We start from the raw sequence: 15,663 nt of genomic DNA, 5'->3' as shown, positions 1-15,663 counted from the left end.
TCGTGACTTCCGTGCTGAGCGCGGTAAGCCTCGCCGCCAGCATCTCCATCGGTGCAATGCGCACCGTTGGGTGCGCATCGGCGTCGTCGCCGGCGGACTCGCGCTCTGCTGCGGCCTCGCCGCTGTGTTCTGAGCGGGCAGAGGTGCCCGGGGTGACGCTGCCCGGCTAACTGTCACGCCAGCGAACCCGGGTCGGGCGGGCGCCGGTGGTCGCGTACTCCAGGGCGGCGTCACGGACCGCGCCCGGGGTCACGCTGGCCAGCGTCGGGCCGCAGGCGATCGGTTCGCCGCCGTAATCGAACTCGATCTGTTCAACCTCGACCGGCCACGGCGGCAACTCCGGCTCGTAGCCCAGACTGCCGGCTGGCCCGGCCCAGTAGAGGAATCCCCGCACCGGATGCCCGAGCCCGAGTTGCAACGACGGCAGGGCCGGCGGCGTGCCCGGCCGAAACACCGGCTCCAGAAACCTCGGCGGATACAGCCCGACCACGTGCGGCCCGAGCGAGGTCACCGCCAGGCCGGCCAGCAGAGCATCCAACTCGGCAATATCGCTCACCGCCCGCCACCTGCCCTGCCCCCAGACCACCGCCACCATCACCCGGCGGCTCCCGCATCGCCCGAGGACGCGCCACCATCGCCCGGCCTGGCGGATCTCGGCAGGTCGGCGAGCCGGCCGGCCAGGACCAGCCGCTCGTATGCCCACCGCCACTCGTCGCACCGGCTCCGGCCACACCGCACGCACACCCCGAGATCGGGATCGTTGGCGTGCGTCCGCGTCGTGTCCCGGAAGTGTGCCGCCATCTCCTCGGAGACCTCGACCGCCGCTGACGGCCGCCCGAGCTGCCGATCCGGGTCACCCGCTGATCGCACCGGGGGTCGATCCGTCACCGCCGATCACCCCGCCACCGGCCGTCGGCCAGCCGGGCGTTACGGGTCTGCCAACTCCGCAACGCCGCCTTGACCCGGTCCGCGTCAGCGCGAGCCACCCGGACGTCGCGCCGCAGCAGGTCCACCTCGTCGGCCAACCGGGCCAGGAACCCGTACACCTCGTCCGGGTCCAACCCGCGCCGCCACGGCCCCCGCCCGAACCGGACCGACCGGATCTCCGTCGAGGTCAGCCTCGGATACACCGCGCTCACCGCCGACCACCACCAGCCTGATCGGGTACGCCCACCAGCGCCCCAACCGCAACACCACCCCACCCCGCCCTCCGGGCGGTTCCCGCAGACCAAGACACCTGTGCCCTCCCGACGTCGTCCGCGCCTGTCGACTGGATCGGCACCGAGGCGGGCGGGGTCGGCATCCCGCCACGCCGGCATGGCGGAAACCGTTGGCCACAGCACCCGCCCCGGGCCGTGGGTGGATCGTGTACGGGATTAGGCCTGGCCAGAATGACGCAACGTTGGTGGGATATATACGCAAAGCGCATTGGTTCGATAACCTCGTCAGCATCTGCCCGACGCTCAACTGGCAACCCACGTGGGAGTCCTGACATGTCCCGCACATCCCCGCCAGCCTGCGGCAGGTGTGGTGCCCGATTGGCGAAAGACAACCGCACCGGATCATGTAGGCGGTGCAGCAGCCAGACCAGCAGCTCCCTCTTCGCGCCGCCGTCGTTGCCGCCCGAGTTCTGGCAGGCCAGAGAGCTACGGGACGCCTTTGCCGAGCGCCATATCGGCCATGTGATCAGGGCATACCGACACCATCCTCACCACGGTCCACGGCCGCTGTCCCAGGATCTCGTGGCCGGATGGATGAGCCAGACGCAGGCTCAGCTCAGCCGCTTGGAGAACGGGCCAGGGTTACGCGACCTCGATCGGCTGGTCGACTGGGCGCTCCTCCTCGGCATGCCTGCCGAGATGCTGTGGTTCGCGCTGCCCAGCACCGGACAGCCACAGGCGCGGCCCCGAGCTGACGACATCGCGCTCCCCTTCATGCACGCGCTCCGTCATGCTGATCGACAGCTCGGCGGCGCCCATCTGTACGCAACCGTCGCGTCTCATCTCGCCCAGTACCCATACGCGCCGTCGTTGAGTGATGCCAGCCCGCAGACGTCCTCGGCATCAGCACCGATAGCCTGCCTCGCTGAGATGGCTGGATGGATGGCGCTGGAGAGCGGCGCCAAGATGACGGCCTATCGACATCTGTCCCAGGCCAGCGCCATCGCTGCTGCCAGCGGCGATACCCAGCTAGCCGCACAGGTCTGCGCGAGCCTCAGCCATTTCGCCCGCCAGCACGGCGATGCGCGCGATGCGGTGACGCATGCCAAGGCAGGGTTAGCACATCTCTGGAGCGGTCCTCCACATGGCCCGCTTGAGGCTCGACTGCATGCGGTACGCGCATGCGGGTTGGCCGCAAGCGGACGCCCGGTCGAGGCGGTTGCGGCAATCACGGCTGCCGAGATCGCATTCCAGCGCAAGTGTGTCTCCGACTCGCAGTGGCTCAGCCCATTCGACGAGGCATCACTCGCCTCCGAGACAGCGTGGTGCTTTCTCCGAGTAGGCGACCTCGCTGAGGTAGGCAGGCAGGTGGACCGGGCCCTCGCGGGCCGTGAGCCTGGTCGGGTGCGTAGCCGTGCCTTCGCCGAACTCACGCTTGCTACCGCGCTACTCGGTCAGCGACGGCCGGAGGAGGCGTGTGCCCTGATCCGCGAGGTACTCGCGTACACCACAAGCCTCGGCTCAGCCGTACTCGTTGACCAACTCAGGCATGTCGCGTTGCTGCTCCGGTCCTACTCCGAGCGATGCGGCGAGATTCCCGAAGTGATCGAGCGGCTTGACCAGGCGGTGGTCGACCGGGACTGGATCGGGGCTACCGGTGCCTTGCACGAGCCACCAGCAGCCCATCGACCACTATGACCAGCAACGAACGACCGCTCTACGAGCGCGACCGCGCGGCTTGGCATGAGTATCTCGCCGAAGGCAACGCCAAGCAGGCTCGCAAGCGCGTCGGCGCGGATGCTCTCATTCGGAACGACCGGGGCGAGATCCTACTGGTGGACCCAAGCTACAAGCCAGACTGGGACCTTCCCGGGGGCATGGCCGAACACAACGAACCGCCGCGCCAGGCCGCTGAGCGCGAACTACGTGAGGAGTTGGGTCTCGAACTCTCGCTCGGGCCGATGCTGGTGGTCGACTGGGTTGCACCGCACGGCCCCTGGGACGACAGCCTCATGTTCGTCTTCGACGGTGGCATCCTCGATAGCCGACAGATCGATCCGCTCCGTGCAGCAAATCCGGAGATCAGAGCGTTCCGCTTCTACTCGTTGACACAAGCGGCAACGATGCTCAGACCATACATTTGGAAACGCCTTGAGCAGGCACTGGCTGCCACCGTTGACGGAACAGCGCGCTACCTACATACACCAGTGATCGACCAGCCAATCTGATGATCGAGGCGCTGTTCTGGTCCGTGCTTACCTGCTTGTCTGTGGCAGCCTGGCAGAACGCTGCATCAGCGCAACATAACCGTCCTCCAGTGACGGTGCCACCGGCACCGCGTCCGGGCTCGGCCGGGTCGGGCTGACCACCCGGTAGTGGGTACCGTCGGTCCGGCTGATCGCCGAGACCACCACCCCGGTCGTCGGCGCCGGGCCGGAGCTGGTCACCTCCCAGGTGGCGCCCTCGCCGATCCGGACCAGATCGGTGACCATCCCGGTGTACACCACCCGGCCGCCCGCCATCACCGCGGCGTGCTGGCAGGTCTGCGCCACGTCCTCCACGATGTGCGTACTCAGCAGCACCGTACGGTTCCCGGCCAGCCCGGCCAGCAGGGTCCGGAACCGCACCCGCTCCTCCGGGTCCAGCCCGGCGGTCGGCTCGTCCACCACGATCAACGCAGGATCACCGAGCAACGCCTGCGCGATACCGACCCGCCGCCGCATCCCACCGGAGAAGCCCTTCATCCGCCGCCCGGCCACCTCGGTCAACGCCACCAGTTCCAGCAGCTCGTCGACCTGCCGCCGCCGGGCCCTCGTGTCGTCGAGCCCCTTGAGCAGGCCGACGTAGTCCAGGAACTCCCGTGGCGACAGGTCGGGATAGAGACCGAGGTCCTGCGGCAGGTAGCCGAGCCGACGCTGCACCGCCAGCCGGCCGGCCCCGGTGGACAGGTCGTGACCGCCGACCCGCACCTGCCCGCCGCTGGGCGGCAGCACCCCGGCCAGAATCCGCATCAGCGTGGTCTTACCGGCACCGTTCGCGCCGAGCAGCCCGTACATGCCGCCGGGGATGGCCAGGTCGACCGAGTGCAGCGCGGTGACCCTGCCGAACCGGCGGGTCAGACCGGTGGTCTGGATGTCCATACGAAGTGAGCCTTTCTCAAGACGCGTCAGGCGGCGTGCCGGCGGCGGCGGGACAGGACGGTGTGCGCGACCAGCAGGGGCAGCAGGCCGAGCAGGACGAGTAGGGCGACGCTGAGCAGCGCGCTGCCGGCGCCGGGTTCGGGGCGCAGGAAGGAGAGCCAGCCGGGTGCGCCGGCGAAGAACGCCAGCTCGCCCGAGAGCCAACTCGCCGGATAGTCACCGATCGGCGTGACCAGCGTGCCGGTCAGCGACGGCAGGAAGTCGGGGGCGAGCATGTTGCCCCAGAACCAGTACCCGACGAAGAGCACCCGGAACAGCGGCGCGGAGATGGCCAGCGGGCAGGTCAGGGCGAACCCGGCGACGAAGGCGAACCCGGGCAGCATGACCACGGCGAAGGCCAGTACCGCCCAGCCGAGCATCAGCGGCTCGCCCCGGTGCACGGTCTCGTAGCCACCGGCGACCAGCATCGCCAGCAGCGCCGGCAGCCCGGTCGCGGCGAGCCCGCCGAGGTACTTCCCGGCCAGCAGCAGACCCGGCCGGACCGGCAGGCTCTCCAGCAGGGCGGCGGTGCCGAGCCGGCGGTCCCGGACCAGCCGGTCCGCCAGCACCATGCCGAAGCCGAGCGGCACCACGATGCCGAAGATCAACGCCCAGCCGGCCATCACCTCCGGTGCCGTCGCGTCCGCCGGCAGGTAGCGGGGCCCGCGCGGACCCTGGAACAGCGCCATCACCGTCGCCAGGACCAGCGTCGTCAGCCACAGCGACCGCTTGCGGGCCTGCATCCGGAACTCGTACCGGCCGACCGCGAGCAGTTCCGACATGCCGCTCACTCCTCCTCCTCGGACAACAGCAGATGGGGCCGGCGCAGCAGCAGCGCGACCGCGGCGGCGAGCAGCAACCCGGTGAGGGTCAGCACCAGCCGGTTCGTCAGCCAGCCCTCCCCGGTCCCGAGCCGGCTGGTGGTGAACAGGAAGAGCGGGCGGGTCCAGTCGTGGCCGACCAGCAGGGACGCGAAGACCTGCTCGCACAGCCACAGCCCGGCGACCGCACTGGTGGCCATCACGACGCTGCGGGCGAGTACCGCCAGCAGCACCGCCAGGGCGGTGAGCCAGATCGTCGGTGGGGCCCAGACCAGCGGCGAGGCGAGCGGGTCCGGCCCGATCCACCAGCCGGAAAGACCGAGCCCGGCCGAGTAGACCAGCGCGGAGAGCGCGGCGGCCAGCGCCAGCACCCCGAGCCGGCGGCCGAGGGTCCGGGCGTACCGGGTGGGGAGGGCGAGTTGCAGCTCCCGGCAGCCGTCCCGGGCCACCAGGGTCACCGCGGTCATCGCCACCGCCAGCGGCAGCAGGGCTTCCACTCCGGTGAGCAGCAGGTCGCCGACCTGCCGCCGCCCGGCGCCGCCGTTGCCGGCGAGCAGGGCCATCGCCACCGCGACCAGCAGCGTCGCCGGTGGCGCGACGCCGGCCGCCCAGCCGGCGCGCCGCGCCTCGTACCGCCACAGGTGGCGGGACCCGGCCCGCCGCAGTGGAATATGCCAGGAATATTGGGCCATCACACAACTGGGTGGGCCGGCGAGCCGCTGGGGTTCACCGGTACGGCCGGTGACCCGGGCCACATCCGGCGCCGGTCACCGGCCGTAGGCGCGGCGTCCGACTCCGGCCGGCAAGCGCGGCAAGAGTACGACCGTGCCGGCCATCAGCAGCGCCGCCAGCAACAGCAGCGGTCCGCTGGTCCGCCACAGCGCCTCGACCAGCCGGTCCACCGTCCCGTCCAGGGCATTGGAGCCGGCGAGCAGCCGGAGCACCCAGAGGCCCATCGCGACCCCGATCCCGACCGCCGGCCGCCACAGCACCGACAGCGTGAAGCTGACCGCCGAGAGCAGCGCCATCGGCCCGAGCCAGGCGGCGAAGAGCCCCACCGGTGCACCGGCGTCGAACCAGACCAGCCCGAGGGAGGCGACCGAGGCGGCACCGAAGATCGCGCCGAGCACCAGGGTGAGCCGGGCCAGCAGCACCGCGCGTACCCCGGTCAGGCTCGCCGCGACCAGCTCGCCGGCCTCGTCCGTGCCGCTGCCGCAGGCACCGGCCACGCCCAGCGCCGCGACCAGGGGTACCACGATGGCCAGGACCTGCTCGGACAGTCCCGGTGGCGCCCAGCCGGCGAGAGCGGTGCCGGCCGCCAGCACCACGGCGGCGACCGGCCAGACCCGCCGGTCGACCAGGCGTCGCTGGGCGGCCAGGATCCGCACCGCCCGGCGCGCGGCGGCGCCGCCGAGCGGAGCCGCATACCGGGGTACGACCGGTGCGGCGGCCCGGGACGGCGCCAGCCGGGACAGCACGGCGTCGAGCAGTCCGGGCGGCGGCGGGGCGACCGCCGCGACCCGGTCACCGACGGCGCCGGCCACCCGCCGCCAGGCGGTCAGTTCGGCGGCGCAGCCGGGGCAGTCGGCGATGTGCCGAGCCACCCGGTCGGCCCGGTCGGCCGACAGGGTGCCGGCGGCGAACCCTGCCAGCAGCTCACTCGGGTGGGTCATCGTCCCGCCTCCCGTCCGGAAACCCCGACCGCCGCCGCGTCGGGCAGTGCCCGGGCCAGCCCGGCCCGGGCGTGGAACAGCCGGCTTTTCACGGTGCCGACCGGAATGCCGAGCACCTCGGCGATCTCGGCGTGCGCGAGGCCGGCGCCGAACGCCAGGTCCAGCACCTCCCGGTGCGCCGGGGCCAGCTCGGCCAGGGCGGCGGCCACCGCCCGGGCATCGGCCCGGGCCAGGGCCACCGCCTCCGGACCGGGCTCGCCGGCCGGCACCTCGGCAGCGGCCTCCATCGGCAGCGGCGCCGGCCGGCGTCCGGCCATCCGGCTCAGTGCCTGCCGCCGGCAGATGCCGAACAGCCAGGTACGCACCGTGGACCGCCCCTCGAACGAGCCGGCGCCCCGCCAGGTGGCCAGGAAGGTGTCCTGGAGCGCCTCCTCGGCCCGGCCACGGTCGCCGAGCAGGCCCTCGGCGTACGCCAGCAGCGGCTGGCCGTGCCGGGCGTACAGCTCCTCGAAAGCCCGCTGATCCCCGGCGGCCACCCGGTGCAGCAGCCCGTGGTCGACGTCATCCATCCCGTCCTGGGTAGCCCACCGGACCGCCCGGGTTCACTGTCCGGAGGCGATTGTGCCGCTCGTCACAGCCAGACTGGTCGAGCCTCGGACCGAAGGCGGCCAAACCGGCAGCTTCCACTCCGAAAATAGATCGAGTAGCGGCGATTGATCGGGCACGTTCCGAACGGCGGCGACGGGAAATGATCTTGTAACGCCGAGGAAAACCGGAGCTCGCACGATGCCGGTTACCGCCATCCCCCAACTGGAGGTCGCATTGTCCAGCCTTCCGGGTCGGTTCCGGCCGACACCTCGGCGCCTGGCCGCCGTACTGGTTCCGGTCCTCACCGCGGCACTCACCGCCACGGTCGTCTCCGTCGTCAACCGCTCGCCCGCACCGGCGGCGGTGGCGCTGCCCCCGATCAGTGGTGCCGTCTCCGGGGTCACCAGACCGACCGAGATCCGCAGCGTCGCGTACGCCCAGGCGGTGGCCGGGGCCAAGGCGAAGAAGCCCCGGGTCACCGTGATCGGCACCGGCGGCACCATCTCCGGCGTCGCCACCTCCCGGAGCAGCTTCACCGACTACCAGTCCGGCCGGATCGCCATCGGCGACCTGGTGGCCCGGCTCCAGCCGGAGATCGGCCAGATCGCCGACGTCTCGACGGTGCAGTTCGGCAACAAGGGCTCCGGCGGCTACACCATCGCCGAGTTCCACGCCCTCACCCTGGCCGTCGAGGCGGCACTGCGGAAGTCCGACGCGGTGGTGGTGACCAGCGGCACCGACACCATGGAGGAGTTCGCGTACTGGCTGGACCTGACCGTGCAGAGCCGCAAGCCGGTGGTGCTCACCGGCGCCATGCGACCGTGGGCGGCGGTCACCCCGGACGGGCCGCAGGTGATCGGCGCCGACGGTCCCGCCAACCTGTACAACTCGATCGTGCTGGCGGCCAGCCAGTCCACCTACTGCTACGGCACGGTGCTGCTGCTCGGCGACGAGTTCCACGCCGCCCGGGACGTCACCAAGACCAGTTCCTACCGGATGGACACCTTCCAGTCCCGGGAACTCGGCGTACTGGGCTGGGTCGACGGGCCGAACATCAAGGTCGGCCGGGCACCGGCCCGGGTCGAGGACTGCGACGCGAAGCAGCGCTGGTTGACCCCGTTCGACCTGTCCAAGGTCGCCCCCACCGCGGTGCCCCGGGTCGAGGTGGTCTACGGCTACCAGCAGGCCGGTGGGGAGGCGATCACCGCCTTCGCGGACGCCGGGGTGAAGGGCATCGTCACCGCCGGCACCGGCGCCGGCGGCATCTCCTCGGCGCAGAGCAGCGCCCGGACCGCCGCTGCGGCAAAGGGGGTCGTCTTCGTCAGCACCACCCGGACCGGCTCCGGCTCCGTCTACGGCGGCAGCACCACCTCGCCGATCATCGCCGGGGACGACCTGCTGCCGCAGAAGGCGCGACTGCTGCTGATGCTGAGCCTCGCCTTCGCGCCGGCCGACGTGGCCAAGGTACGGACCTGGGTCACCACCCTGGGCAACCCGGAGTGGAACACCGCCCCCAAGGGCAGCCCGAAGGACTGACCGGGGTACCGGCGGTGCCGGGCGGACGACCGGTTGCCCGGAGTCCGCCCGGCCCGCCGCCATCCCGGGGCTCGGCGGTACGGCCGGAAGGCCGGCGGAAGGTGGGTGGAAAGTCCAGTGGCTCAGGCTGGTCCGCATGTCACCGCCACCCACAGGCGGCCTTCGGCTGCGCTTCGCCCTACTCGGTCCCGTCCGCGTGTGGCGGGACGGCCGGCCGGTACGGGTGAACGGCGTCCGGCCACGAACATTGCTCACCGCCCTGCTGCTGGAGCCGAACCGACCGGTCTCCCTCGACCACCTCATCGAACTGCTCTGGGAGGGTCCGCCGCCGGTGTCGGCCATCGCCAACCTGCGCACCTACGCGACCCGACTCCGTACCTCGCTGGGCGGCTCGCCGGAGGCCGGCCGGAGCCGGCTGGCCACCACCAGCGGCGGTTACCTGCTCCGGGTCGGCCCGGAGGAGCTGGATCTACAGGTGTTCGCCGAACGGCTACGGCTGGGGCGTACCGCGCTCACCGCTGGTGACCCGGCCCGGGCCGCGACGCAGTTGGCGGCGGCGCTGGCGCTGTGGCGCGGTGACGCCGCCAGCGACGTACCCCGCAGCCCGGCCCTGGCCGCCCGGCTCAGCGCTCTCGACGAGTCGCGGCAGCTCGCGATCGAATGCCATCTGCGGGCACGTCTCGGCCTCGGCGGCAGCGAGGAACTCGTCAGCGACCTGCGCCGGCTGACCCTGGCCTATCCCACCCGGGAGACGCTGTGGGCGCAGCTCATGGTGGCGCTGTACCGGCGCGGTGACGTGGCACCGGCGCTGGCCGCGTACGGACGCGCTCGCGAGGCCCTGCGCGAGCAGCTGGGCGTGGAGCCCGGACCGGAGCTGACCGCCCTGCACCGGGCCATCCTCAACCGTGATCCGCGGCTCGGCTCGGCACCGCAGTGGCTGCCGTCGGTGCTGGCGGACGACCGGCACTGCGCACACTGCCACCGGCCCGAACAGCCCGTCCGGCCCGGCTGACCGCCGGGACCGCAGCACGGACGCCGGCCCGAAGGCCGAACGCCGAACCGGAGCACGTGCGCGGCCACCACGCCGACAGCGATCAGGTTGGCCGCCCTGCCCGGCCGTCGCAGCGCGGGTACCTGCCGCCGGTGCGGGTGTAGTCCCCCCACCTCCCCTCGCGGCCCGGCGGACCGCACGGTCGGACGCGGTGCGTGAGCACGCGGTTCAGGCTGAAAAGGTTCAACGGTCGGCGGCTGATCGGCCCGACCCGGGCCGACTCCCGCGGCGTGGCCCGACATCCGACCGGCCTGGCGCAACTCTGCCGGAGGCGCCACACGCCGCCCGGTGGCCGCCAGCTCGCCTCCCGAGGGTGCGCGTCAACCCGTCGGCCCGGTCCCGCTGCCACCGGCACCGCGCCGGACCGAAGGATACGGCGAGGACCAGGAATCAGCCCCGGTCGGGTGCGGAAGCCCGCCGGCCGCCCCACGCATGCGGTGCGGCCAGCGACGCCGTCCGTCCGGGAAGTAGTTCGGGCGTGACCGCAACCAACGGACCCCACCAGTTGTCGACCCTGTGGGCCCTAGATGGCCGACATACACCAGACGCTTCTGTCTGATACACAGGGATTGTTGAGCACAATGATGAATTTTCGGATCCTCGGTCCGGTGCGGGCCGAACACCGCGGGGCGCCGGTGGCCGTGGGTCGGCGCCGGGAACGCTGCCTGCTCGGGCTGCTGCTCCTGGAGGCGGGCCGCCCGGTGCCGATCCACCGCCTGGTCGACCTGCTCTGGGACGGTGACCCGCCCGACACCGCTCCGGCCGTGCTGAGCACGTACGTCTCCCGGCTGCGCACCGCGCTCAACGCCCCCGGAGACGGCAGCGGTGAGGCACTGGTCCGGCGCGGCGACGGGTACGCGATCGAGATTGACGCCGAGGCGGTGGACGCGCACCGGTTCACCCGGCTGGTCGAGCGGGCGCGTTCGTTGACCGGGGTCGGCCGGGCCGACCTGCTCCGCGAGGCGCTCGGCCTCTGGCGCGGTACACCGCTGGCCGACGCCCCGGAACCGCTGCGGGAGCGGGTCTGCGCCGGACTGGAGCGGCTGCGCGGCTCGGCGATGCTGCTGCGGATCGAGACGGACCTGGCGCTCGGCGCTCACGAGGAGTTGCTCAGCGAGCTGACCGAGCTGGTCGAACGCGACCCGTCGGACGAGACCCTCGCCGGTCACCTGATGGTCGCGCTGTACCGCACCGGGCGGCGCCAGGACGCGCTCCAGACGTACCACCGGACCCGGCGGCGGCTCGCGGACGAGCTGGGCCTGGACCCGGGGGCCCAGCTCAGCGAACTGGCCCGGGCCATCCTGCGGGGCGATCCGGTGCTGGACCGTGAGCACGGCGACGACGACCAGGCGGAGCCGCCGGCCGACGACCAGTCCGGGACGCATCCCGACGTCCCGGCGGCCCAGCCGGTGGTGCCAGCGCAACTGCCGCTCAACCTGCCGGTCTTCGTCGGCCGGACCGCCGAACTCGACCGGCTCGACGCCATCCTGTTGCCGACCGGCGACTCGCCGCCGGGGCCTCCGGTCGCGGTGATCTCCGGAACCGCAGGGGTCGGCAAGACCGCCCTGGCGGTGCGGTGGGCGCACCTCCGGGCCGCACGCTTCCCCGACGGCCAGTTGTACGTCAACCTGCGCGGCTTCGATCCGGCCGGATCGGCCCCACCACGGCCGGACCAGGCGATCCGCAGCTTCCTGGGCGCGCTCGGGGTTCCACCGCAGCACGTACCGGCGGACCTGGCCGAGCAGGCGGCGCTGTACCGCAGCCTGGTCGCCGGCCGGCGGATGCTGGTACTGCTGGACAACGCCGGCGACACCGCACAGGTCCAGCCGCTGCTGCCCGGCTCCCCCGGCTGCGGCGTCATCGTGACCAGCCGCAACTGGTTGTCCGGTCTGGTGGCCGCGGTGGGCGCCGAGCCGCTCGCCCTCGACCTGCCGCCGGTCGCCGAGGCCCGGCACCTGCTGGCCCGGCGGATCGGAGCGGACCGGGTAGCCGCCGAGCCGGACTCGGTCGACGAGATCATTTCCCGCTGCTCCCGGCTGCCGCTGGCGCTTGCCCTGGTGGCCGCCCGGAGCGCCACCCGTCCCGGGTTTCCACTTCGGGCCCTGGCCGAGGAACTGCGCCGGCCCGACGGCCGGCTCGACGGGTTCGGCGACGGTGATCCGGGTACGGACGTGCGGGCCGTCTTCGCCGGCTCCTACCACACCCTCTCGGCGGGAGCGGCGCGCCTGTTCCAGCTCTTCGGGCTGCACCCGGGGCCGGAGATCGGTGTCGCCGCCGCGGCCAGCCTGCTCGGGGTGCCGCTCGGGCAGGCGCGCCCGGCCCTGGCCGAGCTGGCCCGGGCGAGTCTGCTGGTCGAACGCTCCCCCGGCCGGTACGGCTGCCACGACCTGCTCCGTGCCTACGCCGGCGAGCTGGCGCGCGACCGGGAGACCCAGCCGGGGCGGCAGCAGGCCGTACGCCGGCTGCTCGACCACTACCTGCACACCGCGTACGCCGCCGCCCGACTGACCCACCCGCACCGGGACGAGATCGGCGCCGCCCCGGCCGAGCCGGGGGTGACCGTCGAGACGTTCCAGAGCCCCGAACAGGCGCGAGCCTGGTTCGGCACCGAGCAACCGGTACTGCTCGCCCTGCTCGGCGAGAACTCCCCGGTGGACTTCCCGCACGCCTGGACCCTCGCCTGGACGTTCGCACCCTTCCTCGACGAGCACGGCCACTGGCCCGACCTGGTGGCCGTACTGGAGGGCGCGCTGGCCGCGGTGCGCCGGCTCGGCGACCGGCCCGACCAGGCGTACGCGCTGCGCTACCTCGGGATCGCCTACCTGCGGCTCGGCCGGCACGACGACAGTCACTCGCACCTGCGGCAGGCCCTCGCGCTCTTCGCGGAGTTGGACGACCCCGTCGGCCAGGCACAGGTGCAGCACAACCTGGCCCTGGTCGCCGAGCAGCAGTCCCGGTACCGCGACTCGCTGCGGCACGCCGAGCAGGCGCTGGAGCTGTTCCGGACGGCGGGACACCGGATCGGGCAGGCCCGGGCGCTCAGCTCGGTGGGGTGGTGCCGGGCCCAGCTCGGCGAGTACGAGTCCGCCCTCACCTCCTGCTATCTGGCCCTGGCGGAGCAGCAGGAGCAGGGCGACCGGCCCGCCGAGGCGCACACCTGGAACAGCCTCGGGTACGCCCACCGGCACCTCGGCCAGCTCACCGAGGCGATCGCCTGCTACCGCCGGGCCCTGGAGCTGTTCCGCAGCCTCGGCAACCGTCCCGCCACCGCCGACACGCTCGTCCGGCTCGGCGACGCGCGGTATTCCGACGGTGGAGTGGAGACCGCCCGCCACACCTGGCGGGAGGCCGTGGAGATCTTCGACGACCTCCACCACCCGGACGCCGACCGGGTGCGCACCCGGCTGCGACGGCTCGGCACCGGCCAGGTCCCGTACGGCCCGGCCCGGCTCTGACACCCGGGCACGGTGGGCCGGCGGGATCGGCCGCAGGTCCGGCGAGGCCTCGTCGGCCGGATCCCGGCGGGCGCCGGCGACCCGCCCGACCCTGCCGGGACGGCACGACAATCGTGGACATCACCGCCTCGGGCCGGTTCAATTCGTGCCCATGGGTGAGCCGAGCAAGATTCTGCTGGACGAGTCGGAGATGCCACGTCGCTGGTACAACGTCGTGGCCGACCTGCCCGCCGCGCCGCCGCCGGTGCTGCATCCGGGCACGCTGGCGCCGGTCGGCCCGGACGACCTGGCGCCGCTGTTCCCGACGGCGCTGATCGAGCAGGAGGTCACCGCCGAGCGCTACGTGGACATTCCCGAAGACGTACTGGACGTCTACCGGCTCTGGCGGCCGTCCCCGTTGTACCGGGCGCACCGGCTGGAGCGGGCGCTCGGCACCCCAGCCAAGATCTTCTACAAGTACGAGGGCGTGTCGCCGGCCGGGTCGCACAAGCCGAACACGGCGGTGCCGCAGGCGTACTACAACGCGGTGGCGGGAGTCCGCCGGCTGACCACCGAGACCGGTGCCGGCCAGTGGGGAACCGCGCTCGCCTTCGCCTGCTCCCAGTACGGCCTGGACTGCGAGGTGTGGCAGGTGCGCGCCTCGTACGACCAGAAGCCGTACCGGAAGATCATGATCGAGACGTTCGGCGGAGTCATCCACCCGTCGCCGTCCGAGCTCACCGCGGCCGGCCGGGCCGTGCTGGCCAAGCAGCCCGACTCACCCGGCTCGCTGGGTATCGCGATCTCCGAGGCGGTCGAGGTGGCCGCCGGCAGCCCGGACACCAACTACGCGTTGGGCAGCGTGCTCAACCACGTACTGCTGCACCAGACGGTAATCGGCGAGGAGGCGCTCGCCCAGTTCGGCAAGGTCGGGTTGACGCCGGACCTGATCGTCGGCTGCACCGGCGGCGGCTCCAACTTCGGCGGGCTCGCGTTCCCGTTCCTCCGGGAGAAGCTGACCGGCCGGCTGGAGGTGACCATCCGGGCCGTCGAGCCGGCGAGCTGTCCGTCGTTGACCCGGGGCGTCTACGCGTACGACTTCGGCGACACCGCCGGGATGACCCCGCTGATGAAGATGCACACTCTCGGACACGAGTTCATCCCCGACCCGATCCACGCCGGCGGGCTGCGCTACCACGGGATGTCACCGCTGATCTCGCACGTCTACGAGCTGGGGTTGATCGAGGCGGTGGCAAAGGGCCAACGGGAGTGCTTCGAGGCGGGCGTGCGGTTCGCGCGTACCGAAGGGATCGTGCCGGCCCCCGAACCCACCCACGCGCTGGCCGCCTGCATCGAGGAGGCGTTGCGGTGCAAGGAGACCGGCGAGGAGAAGGTGATCCTGACCGCGTTGTGCGGGCACGGGCACCTGGACCTCGCCGCCTACGGCGCCTACCTCGCCGGCGACCTCGCCGACCACGAACTCTCCGAGTCGCAGCTACGGGCCGCGACCGCCGGGCTGCCGCCGGTACCCGCCGGCCCGGCGTAGTCGGCACCCGCTGAACCTATTTCACCCTGAACCGCGCGGCGCGTGCGCCGGGACCTCCACCTGCGGCACGACGGACCGCATGGGGGGGTGGCAGAGGTTCAGCGGCGGCGGGCGCTATCCGGTCACCGCGGCGGCCGGGTGGTCGAGCGCGGCGACGAGGCGGCGGGCCTCGGTTGACAGCCGGCTCGACCCCCGGCGGGCGGCCACCTCGGACAGCCCGGGGACGGCGATCGGGACGCCGGTGGCGGTCGCCGTCTCCGCCGCCAGGGTCAGCAGGTCGGATACGCCGGAGCGCGGCTTCGGCGCGGTCAGCAGGGCCGGCAGGGCGGCGGCGAGCAGCCGCCAGGTGCTGAGTCGGGCACCGGCCAGGGCCAGATCCCGGAGCGGCTCGACCGTCCGGGTCAGGGTCACCATCCCGCCCGACGCCAGCTCCCCGAGTTGCCGACCCACGGAGGCGGCATCCAACTCACCTGCGGCGGCGAGCGCCAGCAGGGCGTCGACCGCGGCGACCCGGTCGGCCCGGTGCCGGGCGCCGAGCCCGTACGCCAGGGCCAGGTCGAGCGCCATCCCGCCGTCCCCGGTGCTCTCGGCGAGCAGCGGCAGTATCTCGGCACCGCCCCGGAGGTCCTGGTCGGCGGTGCCGGCGATGTCGTTCGGCGCGTACGCGGCGACCAG

Annotated in this window: 14 protein-coding genes and 1 pseudogene; 6 read left to right on the top strand and 9 right to left on the bottom strand. The window is 72.6% G+C overall.

Annotation, left to right across the window (positions count from 1 at the left end):
- Positions 1-166: 166 nt before the first annotated feature.
- Genes AAH979_RS23030 through AAH979_RS23020 form a run of 3 tightly spaced genes read right to left on the bottom strand, consistent with a single transcriptional unit; the run spans position 167 to position 1,139 of the window.
- Complete coding sequence (locus AAH979_RS23030; RefSeq protein WP_346260300.1) at positions 167-595, bottom strand: Imm1 family immunity protein; 429 nt, start codon at positions 593-595, stop codon at positions 167-169.
- Positions 595-888: a hypothetical protein gene (locus AAH979_RS23025; protein ID WP_346260190.1), complete on the bottom strand. Its 294-nt coding sequence runs from the start codon at positions 886-888 to the stop codon at positions 595-597. The genes AAH979_RS23030 and AAH979_RS23025 overlap by 1 nt, the downstream gene beginning before the upstream one ends.
- The gene (locus AAH979_RS23020) at positions 885-1,139 is read right to left on the bottom strand and encodes a DivIVA domain-containing protein (RefSeq protein ID WP_346260189.1); all 255 of its coding nucleotides are present in this window, start codon (positions 1,137-1,139) and stop codon (positions 885-887) included. The genes AAH979_RS23025 and AAH979_RS23020 overlap by 4 nt, the downstream gene beginning before the upstream one ends.
- 399 nt (positions 1,140-1,538) lie before the next feature.
- On the opposite strand from AAH979_RS23020, the gene AAH979_RS23015 reads away from it, so the two are divergent.
- Together AAH979_RS23015 and AAH979_RS23010 are read left to right on the top strand one after the other, a co-directional pair.
- Complete coding sequence (locus AAH979_RS23015) at positions 1,539-2,858, top strand: DNA-binding protein (protein ID WP_346260188.1); 1,320 nt, start codon at positions 1,539-1,541, stop codon at positions 2,856-2,858.
- A complete protein-coding gene (locus AAH979_RS23010) occupies positions 2,855-3,388 on the top strand; it encodes an NUDIX hydrolase (RefSeq protein WP_346260187.1) in 534 nt (177 codons plus the stop codon). The genes AAH979_RS23015 and AAH979_RS23010 overlap by 4 nt, the downstream gene beginning before the upstream one ends.
- A 27-nt stretch (positions 3,389-3,415) precedes the next feature.
- Here the strand turns inward: AAH979_RS23010 and AAH979_RS23005 are convergent, their stop codons facing one another.
- From AAH979_RS23005 to AAH979_RS22985, 5 genes are all read right to left on the bottom strand, one after another.
- Entirely contained in the window at positions 3,416-4,300 is an 885-nt protein-coding gene (locus AAH979_RS23005) for an ABC transporter ATP-binding protein (protein WP_346260186.1), read from the bottom strand.
- Between the two features lie 26 nt (positions 4,301-4,326).
- On the bottom strand, positions 4,327-5,130 hold the full coding sequence (locus AAH979_RS23000) for a hypothetical protein (protein WP_346260185.1): 804 nt from the start codon (positions 5,128-5,130) through the stop codon (positions 4,327-4,329).
- Positions 5,127-5,852 (bottom strand): hypothetical protein, encoded by a 726-nt coding sequence (locus AAH979_RS22995; protein WP_346260184.1) that lies wholly within the window; start codon positions 5,850-5,852, stop codon positions 5,127-5,129. Before AAH979_RS22995 ends, AAH979_RS23000 begins: the two co-directional genes overlap by 4 nt.
- 75 nt (positions 5,853-5,927) lie before the next feature.
- Complete coding sequence (locus AAH979_RS22990; protein WP_346260183.1) at positions 5,928-6,833, bottom strand: zf-HC2 domain-containing protein; 906 nt, start codon at positions 6,831-6,833, stop codon at positions 5,928-5,930.
- Complete coding sequence (locus AAH979_RS22985; protein WP_346260182.1) at positions 6,830-7,402, bottom strand: sigma-70 family RNA polymerase sigma factor; 573 nt, start codon at positions 7,400-7,402, stop codon at positions 6,830-6,832. Before AAH979_RS22985 ends, AAH979_RS22990 begins: the two co-directional genes overlap by 4 nt.
- Before the next feature lie 217 nt (positions 7,403-7,619).
- Here AAH979_RS22985 and AAH979_RS22980 point away from each other — a divergent pair, with 217 nt between their 5' ends.
- The 4 genes from AAH979_RS22980 to AAH979_RS22965 all read left to right on the top strand — a co-directional run bounded on the left by AAH979_RS22980 (position 7,620) and on the right by AAH979_RS22965 (position 14,988).
- Positions 7,620-8,957: an asparaginase gene (locus AAH979_RS22980; RefSeq protein WP_346260181.1), complete on the top strand. Its 1,338-nt coding sequence runs from the start codon at positions 7,620-7,622 to the stop codon at positions 8,955-8,957.
- Between the two features lie 136 nt (positions 8,958-9,093).
- Positions 9,094-9,969: an AfsR/SARP family transcriptional regulator gene (locus tag AAH979_RS22975; protein WP_346260180.1), complete on the top strand. Its 876-nt coding sequence runs from the start codon at positions 9,094-9,096 to the stop codon at positions 9,967-9,969.
- 620 nt (positions 9,970-10,589) lie between these two features.
- Positions 10,590-13,463, top strand: a complete 2,874-nt coding sequence (locus AAH979_RS22970) for a BTAD domain-containing putative transcriptional regulator (protein ID WP_346260179.1) — start codon at positions 10,590-10,592, stop codon at positions 13,461-13,463.
- A 151-nt stretch (positions 13,464-13,614) separates the two neighbouring features.
- The gene (locus AAH979_RS22965; RefSeq protein WP_346260178.1) at positions 13,615-14,988 is read left to right on the top strand and encodes a TrpB-like pyridoxal phosphate-dependent enzyme; all 1,374 of its coding nucleotides are present in this window, start codon (positions 13,615-13,617) and stop codon (positions 14,986-14,988) included.
- A gap of 114 nt (positions 14,989-15,102) precedes the next feature.
- Here AAH979_RS22965 and AAH979_RS22960 read toward each other — a convergent pair.
- Positions 15,103-15,663, bottom strand: a pseudogene (locus AAH979_RS22960) (hypothetical protein); the annotation flags it as partial.

The sequence above is a fragment of the Plantactinospora sp. ZYX-F-223 genome (assembly GCF_039649625.1).
Lineage (GTDB): Bacteria > Actinomycetota > Actinomycetes > Mycobacteriales > Micromonosporaceae > Plantactinospora.
The sequence above is the reverse complement of the archived record's forward strand: the minus strand, read 5'-3'. Positions and strand labels throughout refer to the sequence as shown.